This window comes from Abyssibacter sp. (assembly GCF_964229365.1).
Classification (GTDB): domain Bacteria; phylum Pseudomonadota; class Gammaproteobacteria; order Nevskiales; family OUC007; genus Abyssibacter.
This window is the reverse complement of sequence record NZ_CAXRDQ010000063.1, coordinates 1-14,784: the sequence shown is the minus strand read 5'-3', so window position 1 is coordinate 14,784 and position 14,784 is coordinate 1. Positions and strand designations below refer to the sequence as shown.

Genomic DNA, 14,784 nt, shown 5'->3' with positions numbered 1-14,784 from the left:
CAGGACGATCGGGCAGCACCCGCCAGACTGCTGGAAGAGACCATGAACAAACCCGCCACGTCGGCCACTGGGGCATGAGGCGCGACGTCATATTGATACACGGCATGTGGTGCCGGTCCGAGCACTTGGAGCCGGTCGCCGCGCCCTTGCGTGAAGCCGGGTATCGCGTGCACATGCCGACGCTGCCGTTTCACGAGGTCTCGGGGCGCGAGGATGTTCGCGACGCCCTGGGCCGGGCCAGCCTGCTCGACTACGTGGACTATGTGCAGGGCGTGATTCATCAGCTGAACCTGCCGCAGCCGCCGATCGTGTTGGGGCACAGCATGGGCGGCGTGATCGCGCAGTTGCTCGCTGCTCGCATAGATGTGCAGGCGCTGATATTGCTCACACCCGCAGCGCCGGCTGGCGTGCTGGCCATCAACGCACGCACATTGAGGGTGTTCTGGCGGCGGCTACTGCGCTGGAATTTCTGGAACCAAGGACATGCGATGACTGCCGAACAGGCAAGGCGATTCGCATTCACCGGCCTGCCGGTCGAAACCATGGATGCCCTTTACCCGACGCTGGGCATGGAGTCCGGCCGCGCCTTGTTCGAGATCGCCTGCTGGCCTGTGGATCGACGCCAGGCTGCCCGGCTGGATCCGACGCGGGTGCGCTGCCCGGTGTTCATCTTGGGCTGCGAAGACGACTGGCTGACCCCGCCGGATGTCGTGCGCAAGGTCGCGGCGCTTTATCCGCAGGCGACCCTGCGCATCGATGCGGATCGCGGACATTGGGTGATCGGCGATCAACGAACCGAGGAAACCATGACGACCTGTATCGAATGGCTAGAACAGACTTTGGAGACCGCCGGATGAGGCGTGGATTATCAATCGTATTGGCGTTGGCCGTGATGCCCGTGCTCGCCCAGGACCGGCTCGATCAGGCGATCGACACCAGCGAACGGACCACTCACGATGCGAGTCGCTCGCAGTCGCGCATCGACCGGCTGGATGACGAAACCCGCCGCAAACTCGAGGCCTACCGCCAGGCTATCTGGGAGCGGCAGCAGCTGGACGTGTATGGCGAGCAACTGGCCGAATTGCAGCGTATCCAGCAGCAGGATGTCGAGCGGCTCCGCGAGGAACTGGCCGAGGTCCCGCTGAGCGAGGACGACCTGATGCCGCTAATGCTGCGCATGGTCGATGCCCTGGAGCGTTTTGTGGCCGCCGATCTGCCCTTTCTCGCGAATGAACGCGAGCAACGCCTTACCTCGCTAAAGCAGGCTCTGGGCGATGCCGAGACGGCGGTGTCGGAAAAGTACCGCCGCGTGGTCGAGGCCTACCAGATCGAGCTGGATTACGGCCGCGGGCTCGCCAGCGAACGCACGGAACTGGAGCTCGGTGGCCGGAGGGTGGTCGTCGACACCCTCAGGCTGGGCCGGGTCGCGCTTTATTTCCTGAGTCTGGACGGTGGCACGGCCGCGATGTGGGACGACATTGCCGGTGAGTGGACCGAGCTGCCGGCCACACATCGGTCAATGATTCGCCAGGGCATCCGCATCGCCCGCGAAGTGGCCGCCCCTGAGCTGCTGCGATTGCCGGTGCCGGCCCCAACCGAAGCCGAGGAGCGCTCATGAAGCATTGGATGCTGATGGCTGGCCTGTTGCTGCCGCTGCTTGCGCGGGCCGATGCGCTGGACGACCTGCTCAACGACGTCCGTAAGAGTCAGCAGCAGTCCGCACAAATCAACGCCGAGCGAGAGGACCGCTTCCTGCGCGAACGCAATCGCCAGGATGAACTGCTGCGCGAGGCACAACGCGAGCTGGCAGCGGTCAAGCGGCGGGTGGATGCCCAGAAGGCCGATTTCGAGAAAACCGCGAAAGAAATCGCCGGCCTGAAGGCCGAGATCAAGGAGCAGACCGGCGAACTGGAGCAGCTGTTCGGGACCATCCGTACCGCAGCCGGTGACACCCGCGCCATCGTGCGCGATGCGCTGACCAGCGCCCAGTTTCCCGATCGGGTTGATGAGCTCAATGCGCTGGCTGATGGCGATCGGCGTATCACGCTAAGTCAGCTCGAGCAGTTCTGGTTCATCCTCCAGCAGGAGATGGTCGAAGCCAGTCGCGTGTCCACCTTCCCGGCGGATATCGTCGATTCGGATGGCCAGGCAGCAGCTGCTGCCGTGAGTCGGGTGGGGATTTTCACCGCGGTGACCGGTGATACCTATCTGGACTACCTGCCAGAGGCGCAGCGGTTGCAGGCTTTGCCACGGCAGCCTGGCGGGTCGGCGCAGTCCGATGCCGAGCGGTTCACCTCCGCCGACGCTGGGCCGGTGACGATGCTGGTCGATCCGACCCGCGGCAACCTGCTGGCGCTACTCACCGACAAGCCCAGCGTGGCCGAGCGCATTCAGCAGGGCAGCGTCGTGGGCTACATCATTATCGCGTTGGGCATCATCGGCCTGCTGCTGGCGCTGGGGCAGTCGATTTATCTGTTGCGCGTCGGTCGCCGCATGCGCGCCCAGTTGCGTAGCCTGAACCAACCGCGCGACGACAACCCGCTGGGTCGCCTGCTCGGCTTGCTGGACGAATCCTTCAGTGCTGGCGAAAGCGATCTGGAATCGCTGGAACTCAAGCTCGACGAAGGCGTCATCCGCGAAACGCCCAAGCTGGAGCGGGGGCAAAGCGTGGTCAAGCTACTCGCCGGCGTCGCGCCGTTGCTCGGCCTGCTGGGTACGGTCACCGGCATGATCGCGACCTTTCAGGCGATCACGCTGTTCGGAACCGGTGATCCCAAATTGATGGCCGATGGCATTTCGCAGGCGCTGGTCACCACGGTGCTGGGCCTGGTGGTGGCGATTCCGCTGCTGTTTCTGCATTCGCTGCTGTCGGCGAGGTCGCGGTCGCTGGTCCGCATACTTGATGAGCAGGCGGCGGGCCTGATCGCGCGCCGCATGGAGTCCGGCAAGCGTGACTGAACTGCTGGCCTGGTTGCAGGAAACCTGGGCGCCGATTCGTGGCTTCCTGGATGCTGGCGGCCCGGTGCTGTGGGCGCTGCTGCCGCTGACGGTGTTCCTATGGACGCTGATTCTGGAACGGTTCTGGTATCTGGCGATGCGGCATGGCCGGGTGCTGCAGGCGTTTCGCGAAGAATGGCGGGCCCGCGCCGAGCGCAACAGCTGGCAGGCACGGCGCATCCGCGCGGCGATGGTGTCCGAGGCGCGGGACCTGCTGGACCGCAGTCTGCCGCTGATCAAGTCGTTGATCGCCTTGTGCCCGCTACTCGGATTGCTCGGAACCGTCACCGGGATGATCGAGGTGTTCGAGGTGATGTCCTTGCGCGGTACCGGGGATGCACGGGGCATGGCCGGAGGTGTGTCGCGCGCAACCTTGCCAACCATGGCCGGGATGGTCGTCGCGCTGTCCGGTCTGTTCTTCGCCAATCGGCTGACCCGGCTGGCGGACAAGCGCACCCACGAATTCGCCGACTCGCTGCGCTTCCACTGATGCGGACGTCCTGATGCGATTTCTGGGTCTGCCCGCGCTGGCTGCATTGATCGCCATCGGCCTGTTCTGGTTCATGCAATGGCTGACTGCGCCGCCCGACGCGCCGATCAAGCCGCCGGAGCCTGATCGCCGGGTCGAAATCGTCAAGCCGCCGGAAGAGCAGGAGCAGCCGGAGCCGGAGCCCACCGAGTTGCTGGAGGCGGCCGCGCCGCCGTCGTCGCCACCGTCGATGTCGGCCATTGATTTGCCGACGACCATGAATCTGACCGCAGACAACCAGCCGGGTCTGGAGATGAATCTGCCAGCCTTGGACGTGCCGGTGAATTTCGGTGGTTCCTCGGGTTTTGGTGAGTCCTTCGGGGGATTTGGAGGGCGTGGTAGCGGTTCCGGTGCCGGCGGGTTTGGCTCGGGTCGCGGTTTCAAGGGCGAGCGTCTGGTACCCATATCGACCGCCCGCCCTCAGATTCCGGAATATGCGTACCGCCAGGGGATCGAAGGCTGGGTCGAGGTGCTCTTTGTCGTGAACACGCGGGGCACCGTGGAGAACGTGCGCGTGATCGACGCCGAACCCAAGGGCGTGTTCGAGGCCGCGACGGTGGAGAGCGTGGCGAACTGGCTGTACGAGTCGACCTCCAAGCCGCGAGAGGTGAAGCAGAAGGTGTACTTCCGGCTTGAGGACTACCAGTACAACTGGCGCTGACATGATCAGGCACCTGTGGATCATCGCTGTGTTCATCTGGCCCGGTCTGGCGGCGGCAGCGCAGTACGAGAGCGAGGTGCGCGTACTGGACGAAGTGCCCAAGACCGAACGGCCCAAGAACGACGAGGCGCTGATCCGATCGGTGGAGAACGACCCCTACGCGCTGGCGCTAACGCTACGCGACCTTGCCGCGCGCTCCGCCAGGGCCGGTGATGCCAAACAGGCGGCCGAATATCTGAAGCAGGCGCTGGATCAGAACGCACTGTCCGGCGTGGTGCAATCACAGATGCGCCAGACCCTGGGGCAGCTCTACCAGAATTCGGGTGAGTACCAGCAGGTGATCGCGACGCTGGCGCCGACCATACGCAACGACGCCAACGCCGATCCGCAGTTGCTGCTCACGGTGGCCGCCGCCTATGCGCAAATGGGCCAGCACCGGCAGGCGCTGCCGTTTATCGAACGGGCCGTCGCCGGCAGCGACTCACCGTCGCGGGAGATGCTGCAGGTTTACGCGGCCGTGTTGCTGCCGCTGCGCCGTTACGATCAGGCGGCACCCATTGTCGAGCGGCTGGTGCGCAGCGATCCCAGTGACCGCCAGGGCTGGCTACAGCTCGCGGCGCTGCATGTGCAGCGCAAGGATTTCGACCGCGCCGCAGCCGTGATGGAGCTGGCGCATCGCCAGGGCATGCTCACCGAGCCCGCGGAGCGACGTCAGCTGGCCAGCTTGTTCATGAAAGCCGGCGCGCCCTACGAAGCCGGCGCCCTGCTCAAGCAGTGGTTGTCACGCGATGAATTGCCTGCCGACCCGGCTAGCCTGGGCATGCTGGCCGATGCCTGGAGCGGCGCGCGTGAAACCGATCAGGCCATCGACGCGCTGAATCGTCTCAATGCGGTGGCACCGAGCAGCAAGAGCTGGCTGCAGCTCGGGCGTCTGCAAATGGAGCAGGCCCGATGGGCCGAAGCCGAGCAATCGCTGAGCCGGGCGTTGGCCCAGGCCGACGACATCCCCAGTGACCAGACATTGGTGGCGCTGGGCCTCACGCGGTATCAGCAGGCGGATGTCGAAGGCGCGCTACGTGCCTTCCGCCAGGCTGCACGTTCGGGGCGGGTGCGCAGGGCATCGGAGCAGTGGATCGCGTTCCTGGAGTCCGGCGAGGCGCGCGAGCAGGCTCTGGAAGCGACGCGGCAACTGGTGGCCAGCCGGGAACGCGGCGAGGTGCAAAGCCGCTTCGGTGATGCTCCGACACGTCGGGCCGAACGCCCAGGCCTGGCTGGCGTCGACCCGGACCTGCCCCGCCTCACGGATGTGGGCGCGCTACGCGCCGGGACCGCCGACGGTCGCATTCCGCCATGGACCGGCGGGCTGGATGCCGGTCAGGCAGGCCTGCAGACCCGCGACGGGCGTCCGGTGAATCCGTACCGCAATGAATCGCCGGTGCGAACCCTGCGGTCGACCAACTACACCGAGCTTGGTGATGCGCTGTCCGAAGGCCACCAGGAGATGCTGCGCCGCTTCAACGACTACGAAATGCGGATTTACCCGAGTCATCGGCCCGTCGTGTACCCCGATGCGATTCGCCAGGCCTCGCAGTCAAACCGGAAGACCGCACGCCTGCTGGAATCCGACTCGCTGACCGGCGCCGATCTCGGTGTGCCGTTCCCGGAACCGAAGACCGGTGCGGAAGTGATGTGGAATCACCGCGTGCGATACCGCGGCCGCACGCAGGACCTGTACACCGACGAGACCGTGACGTTCTCCGATGGCGACCGCCTCCAGGCCTCGCGCCGAGAGCATGTGCTGTTCATCTATGGCAATCCGGAGCGCGTGGGTGAGGTCGCCGAGCGCAATATGCTGCTGTACTACGTGGGGTCGGTGGACAACGTTCCCGTCGTCGGTCGGGCGCTGGCGATTGTTCACGAGACCGCCGACCAGACCAAGGACAAGCGGCGGATCTGGGTGTCGGCGGGCAATATTGGTCGTGTCCGGCGCATTCCGCCCGTGGGTTACGACTTTCCGCGACCGGGCTCGGAAGGGCTTAGCTTTGTCGATCAGATCGATATGTACAACGGCGGCTTCAATCGCTATGTGTGGAAGCTGCGTGGCCGCCGCGAGATGCTGGTGCCCTACAACAGCTACGACATCAACGACGCGGCTCTGGACTATGATCAGCTGCTCGGCCCGGGCCATCTCGACCAGTCCAAGGCGCGCTACGAATGGCACCGCGTCTGGGTTGTTGAGGCCACGGAGCGAGCACCGGCGCGCCACAAGATTGGCAAGCGCGTGTTCTATGTCGATGAAGATTCCTGGACCATTCTGATGGTCGATGTCTATGACCGTGCCGGCAACCTCTGGCAACTGCAGGAAGGTCACCTGTACTTCGACTGGAACGCTCAGATCGCGGTCTCGGCGCCGATCGTCCACTACGATTTCACCCGTAATGCGTGGTACGCCAATCGCCTGTTGAACGAGGCGCGGGGCGTGATATTCAACGAGGGCGACTACGAGCCGGCGGATTTCCAGCCCAACCATGCACCACGGGTGTTTCGGTAGCTCTGACCTGCTGGCGATTGATGGTCATCCTGTGCGTACAATGCACATCGAATGAGCAGTCGCTGCGGCTTTTGGCGCCAATCGGGCGACGCATAGTTTGGACCTGCACAGGCTGCAGTCCGCAGATGGGGATGCCGTGTTTACACGTACGCTGGATTCCGAATCACTACATAAATTCGCCGCCGTCGAAGGCCTCGGCTCGCTCACCACCGAGCCGCTGGACATGCGGCTGGAACGCATCACGCGCCTGGCGCGCCGTGCCTTGAATGCCGGTGGGGTGATGGTGAGCTGGCGCGACGAGGGCGGGGGTTGGCTGCATTGCGGGTCCGGGCCGGTCGAGCGCGTGGCCTCCGATGCTGGCGATGAGCCCATCTGGCTGGAGGCGCTGCGGACGCAGGACCAATGGGTGCAGCGCGATGAAGGTAGCGTGCCCTACCTGACGGCCATCCGTCTTGTTGACAGCGAGCGCAATCTTGTTGGCGCGCTGGTGCTGTTTGACGAGGCCCAGAACAAGCGCGGCAAGTACGATCATGACCGGCTGCGCGATTACGCGGCCTGGGTCGAGACCGAATTGCGTGTGCAGCAGCTCTACCGCGGTCAGGAGCGGCTGCTTGAAGAGCTGTACATGGCGCGTCATCAGGCACTGAAGGATCACCTGACCCGGTTGTGGAACCGGCATGCCATGGTCGAACTGATGGCCCGCGAACTACAGCGTGCTGAACGTCAGGTGATCGGCACCGGACTGCTGATCGCCAGCCTGGATCAAATCGATCTCGGTACGCAGGAGCCCGACGAGCAAACCGATTCGATGCTGAAGACGGCAGCCGACCGGCTGACCACTGCGGTCCGGCCCTACGATGCGCTGGGCAAGTTCGGTGGCAACGAGTTCTTGGTCATGCTGCCGTCCTGTCCGGCGCATGCCGTGATTGACGTGGCCGATCGCATGCTACTGAACATCAGCGCGCAACCGATGGACACGCCAACCGGCCCGATGATGTTGACCATGAGCATGGGCACGGCCCACGCGGGGCCGAATGATCGACTGGATCCCGAGAATCTGATCAAGGCCGCTGACGTCGCCTTGGCCCGGGCGCGTGAGAGCGGCGGCAACACCGTGGTCGAAGCACAGCCTAGCGATTACAAGACAGGCTGATCGTGGCTCAGGCTGGCAACCGGGCTTGAACCAGCGCGGCGATGTCCGGCAGCGCGGCGCTCAATTCGTCGCCGGCGGTGCCGCGCAGTTGCTTGTACATCCGTTTGAATGTCTTGTTCTGGGTCTGCTCGGCGCGGCCATCGGTGACCGACAGCATCGCTTCGGTCAGCTCGGATTCCCGTTGCATGACAAAGTGCTGAAAGTCGGTCTCATCGCTGGCCTGGAATTGCTGGAAGTATGGCTCCAGCGCCTCGCAAAAATGGGGTAGCAATCGGTTGATCACGGTTGGCAGCATGTCGGGTCGGTTCGACTTGGCCATTTTCAGCGCGGTGCGCAGTCCGGCACCGGACAGCCCCTTTCGGCGGGCAATCTGCTGTTCAACCACACCGGTGATGCGAGCCACAGCAGTGTCCCGATAGTCCTCTGCCAGTAGAATATCTTTGAGTTGCATTGAGCCTTTGATCTCCGAGGATGCCGCGTGATTCTAAATTGTTGGTCGGCGCGGTCGTCGGCAACCGGGGGATCGATACAGTTCGACCACCCGATGCGAGGCAGGCTCTGCGGCTTTGTTACGGTGTAGCCGCTCAAGGCGGTTGTGCAACCCCGAAACGCTGCGCAATCTCCACTCTGCGCGCAGTCGATTTCCGCGACGCCACCAAGGATTCGGATGAGTAAAAACGGCGGCAAGCCTAGCATAAGGCGACTCAAGACCCGGCCGCGTGACCGCAACTGGGCGATGACGCGAATGGGGCTATCCGCCGGTGCCCAGTTTGCCGCTCATACGGTCGGAAATCTGTTCCGCTCGGACGACGACAGGGATGAACGCAACCGGGCTTTCTACCAGCAGCAAGCCCAGGTGTTGGCTGACCAGCTCGGTCAATTGAAGGGCTCGGTGATGAAGGCCGGGCAGATGTTGTCGCTCTACGGTCAGTACTTTCTGCCGCCTGAAGCGGTGGACGTACTCTCCAGCCTTCAGGACGACACCGCGCCGGTGGACTGGTCTTTTGTGCGTCCGGTTGTCGAGCAGCAGCTCTCTGCGGCGCGGCGTGCCGAACTAGAGATCGACGAGCGGCCGATAGCCGCCGCATCACTGGGGCAGGCCCATCGAGCCCGCCGCAAGTCCGATGGGCTCGAACTGGTCGTCAAGATTCAGTATCCCGGCGTCGCCGATGCCATCGACAGCGACGTGAAAACCATTGTGCGCCTGCTCTGGCTGTCCAAGATGGTGCCGCGCGAACTATCCATGGACCCGGTGATCGCCGAGGTGCGCGACATGTTGCGCCGCGAGGTCGACTACGAACACGAGGCCCGCGCCACCCAAACCTTTGCCGATCGTCTCGCCGGCGATCCTCGATTCGCGGTACCGACCGTTCTGCCCGAATACTCCGGACCCGGCGTTCTCACCATGACCTACGAGCAGGGAGAACCGCTGCGGTCGCAGCGCGTGCTATCCCTGCCGCATGCGCAGCGTTCTCGGCTGGGTCAGTCGTTCATCTGGCTGTTTTTGAATGAGTTTTTCGACTGGAAAATGGTGCAGACGGACCCGCATTTCGGGAACTACCGCGTTCGTTTTCACGATGACGGCCCGCCGCAGCTAGTGCTGCTGGATTTCGGCGCCACGCGGCACTTTTCGGCGGCTTTTGTTGCCGGGTATCAGGACATTGTCGCCGGCGCCGTGGGCAGCGATAGCGGGCGGGTGATCGCTGGCGCGGAATCCATCGGTCTGATGAGCAGCGGGTTTCCGCCGGACACGCTCGACGCGTTTGTCCACCTGTGCCACACCATCGTCGAGCCCTTCATGATCGGAACTGATAACGGGCCGCCTGCTGAGCTCGTGGGTGAGCGGGGCTACCGTTTCGGCAAGACCGATTTGCCGCGCCGCGTGACCAACCTGATGTCGCGCGCTGCACTTTCGCGGTACTTTCGCATCCCGCCGCGCGAGATCGTGTTTTTGCACCGGCGCATGGCGGGCGCCTTTATCGCGCAGACGGTTCTGGATGTGGAGTGGGACCCGCGCGAGATGCTGCTCGAGGCCCTGTCCGTCGAAGACTGACCGCGCCGCATGCGCTGATCGGCCAACGTATTGAATAAGAGAACACCCAGGGAGATCTCATGAAGTTTCAACAACGACTTGAATACAACAAATCATCGGATGCCGTGATCAAGATGTTCGGCGACGCGGCTTATTTCGAACGTAAATTCCAGCTGCTCGAAGCGCTGGCCTTCGAGGTGCTGGATCAGTCCACCTCGGCCGATACATTTCTGATTCGAATGAAGCTGACATTCCCGTTAAGCGTTCCGGTGCCTGGTTTTGCCAAGAAGGTGGTCGGCGACACGACCACGCTGGTGGAGGAAGACCGTTGGAACCTGGGTGCCAAGCAGGGCACGCTATCGATTGATGTTCAGGGTGCGCCGGTCAAGGCGATCGGTCAGATGCGCCTGGTGGATCAAGGCGGCGGTTGTGTCAACGAAATCAACTGGGACGTCAACTGCTCGGTGCCGCTGATTGGCAAGAAGGTCGAGAAGCTGATTGCCGACGATATTCAGGCCAAGGGCGCTGCCGATGCGCGTGTGACCAATGAGATTCTGACGGACTACGACGCCTGATGACGACGCCTGATCCGCAGCACAATCCTGAGCCGCCGACGTTCTGGCAAACCCTGACCAGTGTGCTCGCGGCGTTTTTCGGGGTGCAAAGTTCGAAGGCCCGGCAGCGGGACTTCACCCGAGGCAAACCGTCTCATTTCGTTATTCTCGGGCTTGGCGCGACGGCGCTGTTCGTGCTGGTGCTGATCGGAATCGTTAGGCTGGTCCTGACGCTGGCCGGCGTGTCCTGAGCCCGCTTGGCTGGTCAGCCCGGAGCGTCCGGCAGCGCCTTGAGGCGGTAGAGTGCATCCAATGCCTCGCGCGGCGACAGGGCATCCGGGTCCAGCCCATCCAGTGCTTCGAGCAAGGCTGAGTCGGCAGGCGGTCCGGCAGGAGACTCCGGCGCGTCCGCCGATGCGGGCGTGAACAATCCGATCTGTGGGCCACCCTGACGCTGGTGCTCGGCTTCCAGCTGCCGCAGATACCGCTGCGCTGCCTTGACCACGGCCTTGGGCACGCCGGCCAGGGAGGCCACCTGCAGTCCGTAGCTCTGGTTGGCGGGCCCGGCCTTCACGCGATGCAGGAAGACCAGCCGGCCGCGATGTTCCGTGGCGTCGAGATGCAGGTTCACCGTCGCCGGCCATTGTTCGGCCAGCTCCGTAAGCTCGAAGTAGTGGGTGGCGAACAGCGTGAAGCTGCCGATGTCCGTGGCCAGCGATTCCGCAGCAGCTCGCGCTAGCGACAAGCCATCATAGGTGCTGGTGCCGCGGCCGATCTCATCCATCAGCACCAGGCTGTCGCGGGTCGCGTTGTTGAGGATATTGGCGGTTTCCTGCATTTCCACCATGAAGGTCGAACGGCCGCCGGCCAGGTCGTCGGCCGCGCCGATGCGGGTGAAAATGCGATCGATGGGGCCGATACGCGCCGCCTCGGCGGGTACGTAGCTGCCCGTGTGCGCGAGCAGCACGATCAGTGCGGCCTGCCGCATGAATGTTGATTTTCCACCCATGTTCGGTCCGGTGATGACCGCAAGGCGGCGGGTATCATCCAGCAGCAGATCATTGGCAACAAAGGGTTCGCGGGTCGTTTGTTCGACCACCGGATGGCGGCCGGCGCGGACCTGAATGCCCGGTTCGTCCACCAGTTCCGGGGCGACAAAACCCAGCGCATTGGCACGCTCGGCCAGGCAGAGCAGGGCATCGAGTTTCGACACTGCCTGGGCGGCCTGTGACAGCGCGGTCATGTCCTCGGCGATCCGGTCCAGCAGGTCAGCGTAGATCTGCTTTTCCCGTGCCAGGGCGCGCTCGCGGGCCGAGAGCACGGTGTCCTCGAACTGTTTGAGTTCCGGGGTGATGAAGCGCTCGGCGTTCTTGAGCGTCTGCCGGCGGCTGTAGTCATCCGGTGCCGCCGCGGACTGGGAGCGGGGCAATTCGATGAAGTACCCGTGCACCCGGTTGTAACCGACCTTGAGCCGGTCAGCCCCCAGGCGCTTGCGTTCGCGGGCTTCCAGATCGCGCAGATACCCATCAGCGTTGCTGGACAGATTGCGCAGCTCATCCAGTCGGGCGTCGAAACCGGGCTTGATGACTCCGCCGTCGCGGATGAGTAGCGGTGGCTCGTCGATGACCGCCTGCTGGAGGATGTCGCACAGCACGGTGTGCTCGCCCAGTGCCCGGCGGTACTCGGCCGTTAGCGGGGCGTCGCAGGCGGTCAGGGCGGCGGCGATCTCCGGCAGCACGACCAGGGTCGCGGCAAGGCCGGTGAGGTCTCGCGGACGGGCCGAACGCAGCGCGATGCGGCCGAGAATCCGCTCGACATCAGCAACCTGTCGCAAATGGTCACGCACGGTATCGGCGGCCACGCCGGGCGCGTCGGCGCGCATGAATTCGGCAATCGCAGCATGGCGATTGCGCAGCAGGTCGCGATGGCGTAGCGGGCGGCCCAGCCACCGGCGGATCTCACGGCTGCCCATGGCGGTCTGGCAGCGGTCGAGCAGGCCGACGAGACAATGCTTGGCATCGCCCGACAGCGATTGGTCGATCTCCAGGTTGCGGCGCGTCACGCTGTCCATCACCAATGCGTCGGAGGATTCCTCCCGCGACAGCGTCGACAGCAGCGGTTTCGCGTCGCGCTGTGTTTCCGCGACATAGTCCAGCAGCGCCCCGGCCGCGGCGATGGCCACCGGACAGTCGTCGCAGCCGAAGCCGGTCAGGTCCTTGACCTCGAACGCGGCGCAGACGCGCAACCGCGCCGATTCCGGATCGAAGTGCCAGGGCGGCCGCTCGCGGCAGGCGGCATCGATGGTAACCGGCGCGCCCTCGGGTATGAGCAGCTCTGCCGGCCCTAGCCGCGCCAACTCCGCTTGCAGCGCCTCGGTCGTGGACAGTTCGCTGACCACAAAACGTCCGGTGGACAACTCCAGCCGGGCCAGGCCCCAGGTGTTGCCGACCTGGCAGATCGACGCCAGCAGGCTCTCCTGACGCGCATCGAGCAAGGCATCGTCCGTGAGCGTGCCGGGTGTCACCACCCGCATGACCTTGCGCTCGACCGGTCCCTTGCTGGTGGCCGGATCGCCAATCTGTTCGCAGATCGCCACCGACTCGCCCAGGCGCACCAGCCGCGCCAGATACTGCTCCACCGAATGATGCGGAACGCCGGCCATGGGAATCGACTGGCCCGCGGACTGACCGCGGTTGGTCAGGGTGATGTCCAGCAGCTCAGCCGCGCGCCGCGCGTCGTCAAAAAACAACTCGTAGAAATCCCCCATCCGGTAGAAGAGCAGCAGATCGGGGTGTTGCGCCTTGAGACCGAGATACTGCTGCATCATCGGCGTATGGGCGGTGTTGGACTTCGTCACGGCGGGTCTGGCTAGGGCGGCAAACGCGATATGCTAGGGCTTGTTGTTCACCACCGCGACATCGCCGCGTCCTGATGCTGGAAAATACCGTTCTCGCCGAACGCGTCGCCACACTGGCGCAGCAGCTGCTCGAGCGCGATGCCCGCCTGGCGACGGCCGAGTCCTGCACCGGCGGCTGGGTCGCCAAGGCGTTAACCGACCGTGCTGGTAGTTCCGCGTGGTTCAACGGCGGCATTGTCTGTTATTCCAATGCGGCCAAGCGGGATTTGCTGGGCGTTCCCCCCGCCGTTCTGGACCAGCATGGCGCCGTCAGCGAGCCAGTCGTGCAGGCGCTGGCGGTGAATGCGCGGATGCGCCTGGCGGCCGACCTGGCGGTGGCGATCTCCGGGGTCGCCGGACCAGGTGGCGGTTCGGCCGACAAGCCGGTGGGCCTGGTCTGGTTCGCCTGGGCGGATTTGTCCGGTTCGGTCGCCGAATCTCGTGTATTCGATGGAGACCGTCGTGCGGTCCGTGAACAGAGTGTGTTGCATGCAATTGACGGTTGCATCGCGCGTACACGATCTATGGCACAATGAGCCAACTACTGACGGAATAAACAGTATGGATGAGAATCGCAAAAAGGCCCTCGCCGCGGCGCTGGGTCAGATCGAACGCCAATTCGGCAAGGGCTCGGTCATGCGCATGGGCGATGCCGGCGCGGCGCGTGATATCGATGCCGTGTCCACCGGATCGCTGACGCTGGATGTCGCCCTGGGCATCGGCGGCTTGCCGCGTGGTCGGGTTATCGAGATCTATGGTCCCGAATCCTCCGGCAAGACGACGCTGACGCTGCATTGCGTGGCGGAAAGCCAGAAGGCTGGCGGCACCGCTGCCTTCATCGACGCCGAGCACGCGCTGGACCCGCAGTACGCCGGCAAGCTCGGCGTCAACGTCGATGATCTGCTGGTCAGCCAGCCGGATACCGGCGAGCAGGCGCTGGAGATCGCCGACATGCTGGTGCGTTCCAACGCCGTCGACATCGTCGTACTCGACTCGGTTGCGGCCCTGGTGCCCAAGGCCGAAATCGAAGGCGAAATGGGCGACTCGCATGTGGGTTTGCAGGCGCGGCTGATGAGCCAGGCGCTGCGCAAGCTCACCGGCAACATCAAGCGCTCCAACACCATGGTCATCTTCATCAACCAGATTCGCATGAAGATCGGCGTGATGTTCGGCAGCCCGGAGACCACGACGGGTGGCAACGCCCTCAAGTTCTACTCCTCGGTGCGCATGGACATCCGCCGTATCGGCTCGGTGAAGAAGGGCGACGAGGTCATCGGCAACCAGACGCGTGTCAAGGTCGTCAAGAACAAGATGGCGCCGCCGTTCCGCCAGGCCGAGTTCGAGATTCTCTACAACGAAGGTGTCTCCCGTCTCGGTGAGGTGATCGACCTGGGCGTGGCCAACAACATCA

At 64.1% G+C, this 14,784-nt stretch carries 14 protein-coding genes; 12 read left to right on the top strand and 2 right to left on the bottom strand.

Annotated features, from left to right (window positions below; translation table 11 throughout):
- The first annotated feature begins 74 nt into the window (after nucleotides 1-74).
- From ACE1EY_RS10085 to ACE1EY_RS10055, 7 genes are all read left to right on the top strand, one after another.
- Nucleotides 75-857, top strand: a complete 783-nt coding sequence (locus ACE1EY_RS10085) for an alpha/beta hydrolase (RefSeq protein ID WP_370300115.1) — start codon at nucleotides 75-77, stop codon at nucleotides 855-857.
- The gene (locus ACE1EY_RS10080) at nucleotides 854-1,618 is read left to right on the top strand and encodes a DUF3450 domain-containing protein (RefSeq protein WP_370300114.1); all 765 of its coding nucleotides are present in this window, start codon (nucleotides 854-856) and stop codon (nucleotides 1,616-1,618) included. The genes ACE1EY_RS10085 and ACE1EY_RS10080 overlap by 4 nt, the downstream gene beginning before the upstream one ends.
- Nucleotides 1,615-2,958: a MotA/TolQ/ExbB proton channel family protein gene (locus ACE1EY_RS10075; RefSeq protein ID WP_291514616.1), complete on the top strand. Its 1,344-nt coding sequence runs from the start codon at nucleotides 1,615-1,617 to the stop codon at nucleotides 2,956-2,958. The genes ACE1EY_RS10080 and ACE1EY_RS10075 overlap by 4 nt, the downstream gene beginning before the upstream one ends.
- A complete protein-coding gene (locus tag ACE1EY_RS10070; RefSeq protein ID WP_291514615.1) occupies nucleotides 2,951-3,487 on the top strand; it encodes a MotA/TolQ/ExbB proton channel family protein in 537 nt (178 codons plus the stop codon). The genes ACE1EY_RS10075 and ACE1EY_RS10070 overlap by 8 nt, the downstream gene beginning before the upstream one ends.
- 13 nt (nucleotides 3,488-3,500) lie before the next feature.
- A complete protein-coding gene (locus ACE1EY_RS10065; RefSeq protein ID WP_291514614.1) occupies nucleotides 3,501-4,187 on the top strand; it encodes an energy transducer TonB in 687 nt (228 codons plus the stop codon).
- Between the two features lies 1 nt (nucleotide 4,188).
- Complete coding sequence (locus tag ACE1EY_RS10060) at nucleotides 4,189-6,738, top strand: DUF1329 domain-containing protein (protein WP_291514613.1); 2,550 nt, start codon at nucleotides 4,189-4,191, stop codon at nucleotides 6,736-6,738.
- Between the two features lie 136 nt (nucleotides 6,739-6,874).
- Nucleotides 6,875-7,891 carry a GGDEF domain-containing protein gene (locus ACE1EY_RS10055; RefSeq protein ID WP_291514612.1) on the top strand — a complete coding sequence of 339 codons (1,017 nt, stop codon included), beginning with the start codon at nucleotides 6,875-6,877 and terminating at the stop codon, nucleotides 7,889-7,891.
- 7 nt (nucleotides 7,892-7,898) lie between these two features.
- Here ACE1EY_RS10055 and ACE1EY_RS10050 read toward each other — a convergent pair whose 3' ends face one another.
- Nucleotides 7,899-8,342 (bottom strand): hypothetical protein, encoded by a 444-nt coding sequence (locus ACE1EY_RS10050; protein WP_291514611.1) that lies wholly within the window; start codon nucleotides 8,340-8,342, stop codon nucleotides 7,899-7,901.
- A 216-nt stretch (nucleotides 8,343-8,558) separates the two neighbouring features.
- Here ACE1EY_RS10050 and ACE1EY_RS10045 point away from each other — a divergent pair, with 216 nt between their 5' ends.
- The 3 genes from ACE1EY_RS10045 to ACE1EY_RS10035 are packed head-to-tail and all read left to right on the top strand — an operon-like array spanning nucleotide 8,559 to nucleotide 10,728.
- Entirely contained in the window at nucleotides 8,559-9,944 is a 1,386-nt protein-coding gene (locus ACE1EY_RS10045; protein WP_373928074.1) for an ABC1 kinase family protein, read from the top strand.
- Between the two features lie 59 nt (nucleotides 9,945-10,003).
- Nucleotides 10,004-10,498, top strand: a complete 495-nt coding sequence (locus ACE1EY_RS10040) for a DUF2505 domain-containing protein (RefSeq protein WP_370300112.1) — start codon at nucleotides 10,004-10,006, stop codon at nucleotides 10,496-10,498.
- Complete coding sequence (locus ACE1EY_RS10035) at nucleotides 10,498-10,728, top strand: DUF2970 domain-containing protein (protein ID WP_370300111.1); 231 nt, start codon at nucleotides 10,498-10,500, stop codon at nucleotides 10,726-10,728. The genes ACE1EY_RS10040 and ACE1EY_RS10035 overlap by 1 nt, the downstream gene beginning before the upstream one ends.
- A gap of 14 nt (nucleotides 10,729-10,742) precedes the next feature.
- On the opposite strand, the gene mutS is transcribed toward ACE1EY_RS10035, so the two are convergent.
- Nucleotides 10,743-13,304 carry a DNA mismatch repair protein MutS gene (gene mutS / locus ACE1EY_RS10030; RefSeq protein ID WP_370300131.1) on the bottom strand — a complete coding sequence of 854 codons (2,562 nt, stop codon included), beginning with the start codon at nucleotides 13,302-13,304 and terminating at the stop codon, nucleotides 10,743-10,745.
- A 104-nt stretch (nucleotides 13,305-13,408) separates the two neighbouring features.
- On the opposite strand from mutS, the gene ACE1EY_RS10025 reads away from it, so the two are divergent.
- On the top strand, nucleotides 13,409-13,909 hold the full coding sequence (locus ACE1EY_RS10025; RefSeq protein ID WP_370300110.1) for a CinA family protein: 501 nt from the start codon (nucleotides 13,409-13,411) through the stop codon (nucleotides 13,907-13,909).
- Nucleotides 13,910-13,934: 25 nt separating this feature from the next.
- Nucleotides 13,935-14,784, top strand: an 850-nt coding sequence (gene recA, locus ACE1EY_RS10020) for a recombinase RecA (RefSeq protein ID WP_370300109.1), incomplete at its 3' end; no start/stop codon positions are given.

What these genes read in the sequence shown, in the direction of transcription:
- ACE1EY_RS10045 (WP_373928074.1), top strand. Translation starts at nt 8,559, where the DNA reads ATGAGTAAAAACGGCGGCAAGCCTAGCATAAGGCGACTCAAGACCCGG.
- ACE1EY_RS10040 (WP_370300112.1), top strand. Translation starts at nt 10,004, where the DNA reads ATGAAGTTTCAACAACGACTTGAATACAACAAATCATCGGATGCCGTG.
- ACE1EY_RS10065 (WP_291514614.1), top strand. Translation starts at nt 3,501, where the DNA reads ATGCGATTTCTGGGTCTGCCCGCGCTGGCTGCATTGATCGCCATCGGC.
- ACE1EY_RS10025 (WP_370300110.1), top strand. Translation starts at nt 13,409, where the DNA reads ATGCTGGAAAATACCGTTCTCGCCGAACGCGTCGCCACACTGGCGCAG.
- mutS (WP_370300131.1), bottom strand. Translation starts at nt 13,304, where the DNA reads ATGATGCAGCAGTATCTCGGTCTCAAGGCGCAACACCCCGATCTGCTG.
- ACE1EY_RS10075 (WP_291514616.1), top strand. Translation starts at nt 1,615, where the DNA reads ATGAAGCATTGGATGCTGATGGCTGGCCTGTTGCTGCCGCTGCTTGCG.
- ACE1EY_RS10085 (WP_370300115.1), top strand. Translation starts at nt 75, where the DNA reads ATGAGGCGCGACGTCATATTGATACACGGCATGTGGTGCCGGTCCGAG.
- ACE1EY_RS10060 (WP_291514613.1), top strand. Translation starts at nt 4,189, where the DNA reads ATGATCAGGCACCTGTGGATCATCGCTGTGTTCATCTGGCCCGGTCTG.
- ACE1EY_RS10080 (WP_370300114.1), top strand. Translation starts at nt 854, where the DNA reads ATGAGGCGTGGATTATCAATCGTATTGGCGTTGGCCGTGATGCCCGTG.
- ACE1EY_RS10035 (WP_370300111.1), top strand. Translation starts at nt 10,498, where the DNA reads ATGACGACGCCTGATCCGCAGCACAATCCTGAGCCGCCGACGTTCTGG.
- ACE1EY_RS10050 (WP_291514611.1), bottom strand. Translation starts at nt 8,342, where the DNA reads ATGCAACTCAAAGATATTCTACTGGCAGAGGACTATCGGGACACTGCT.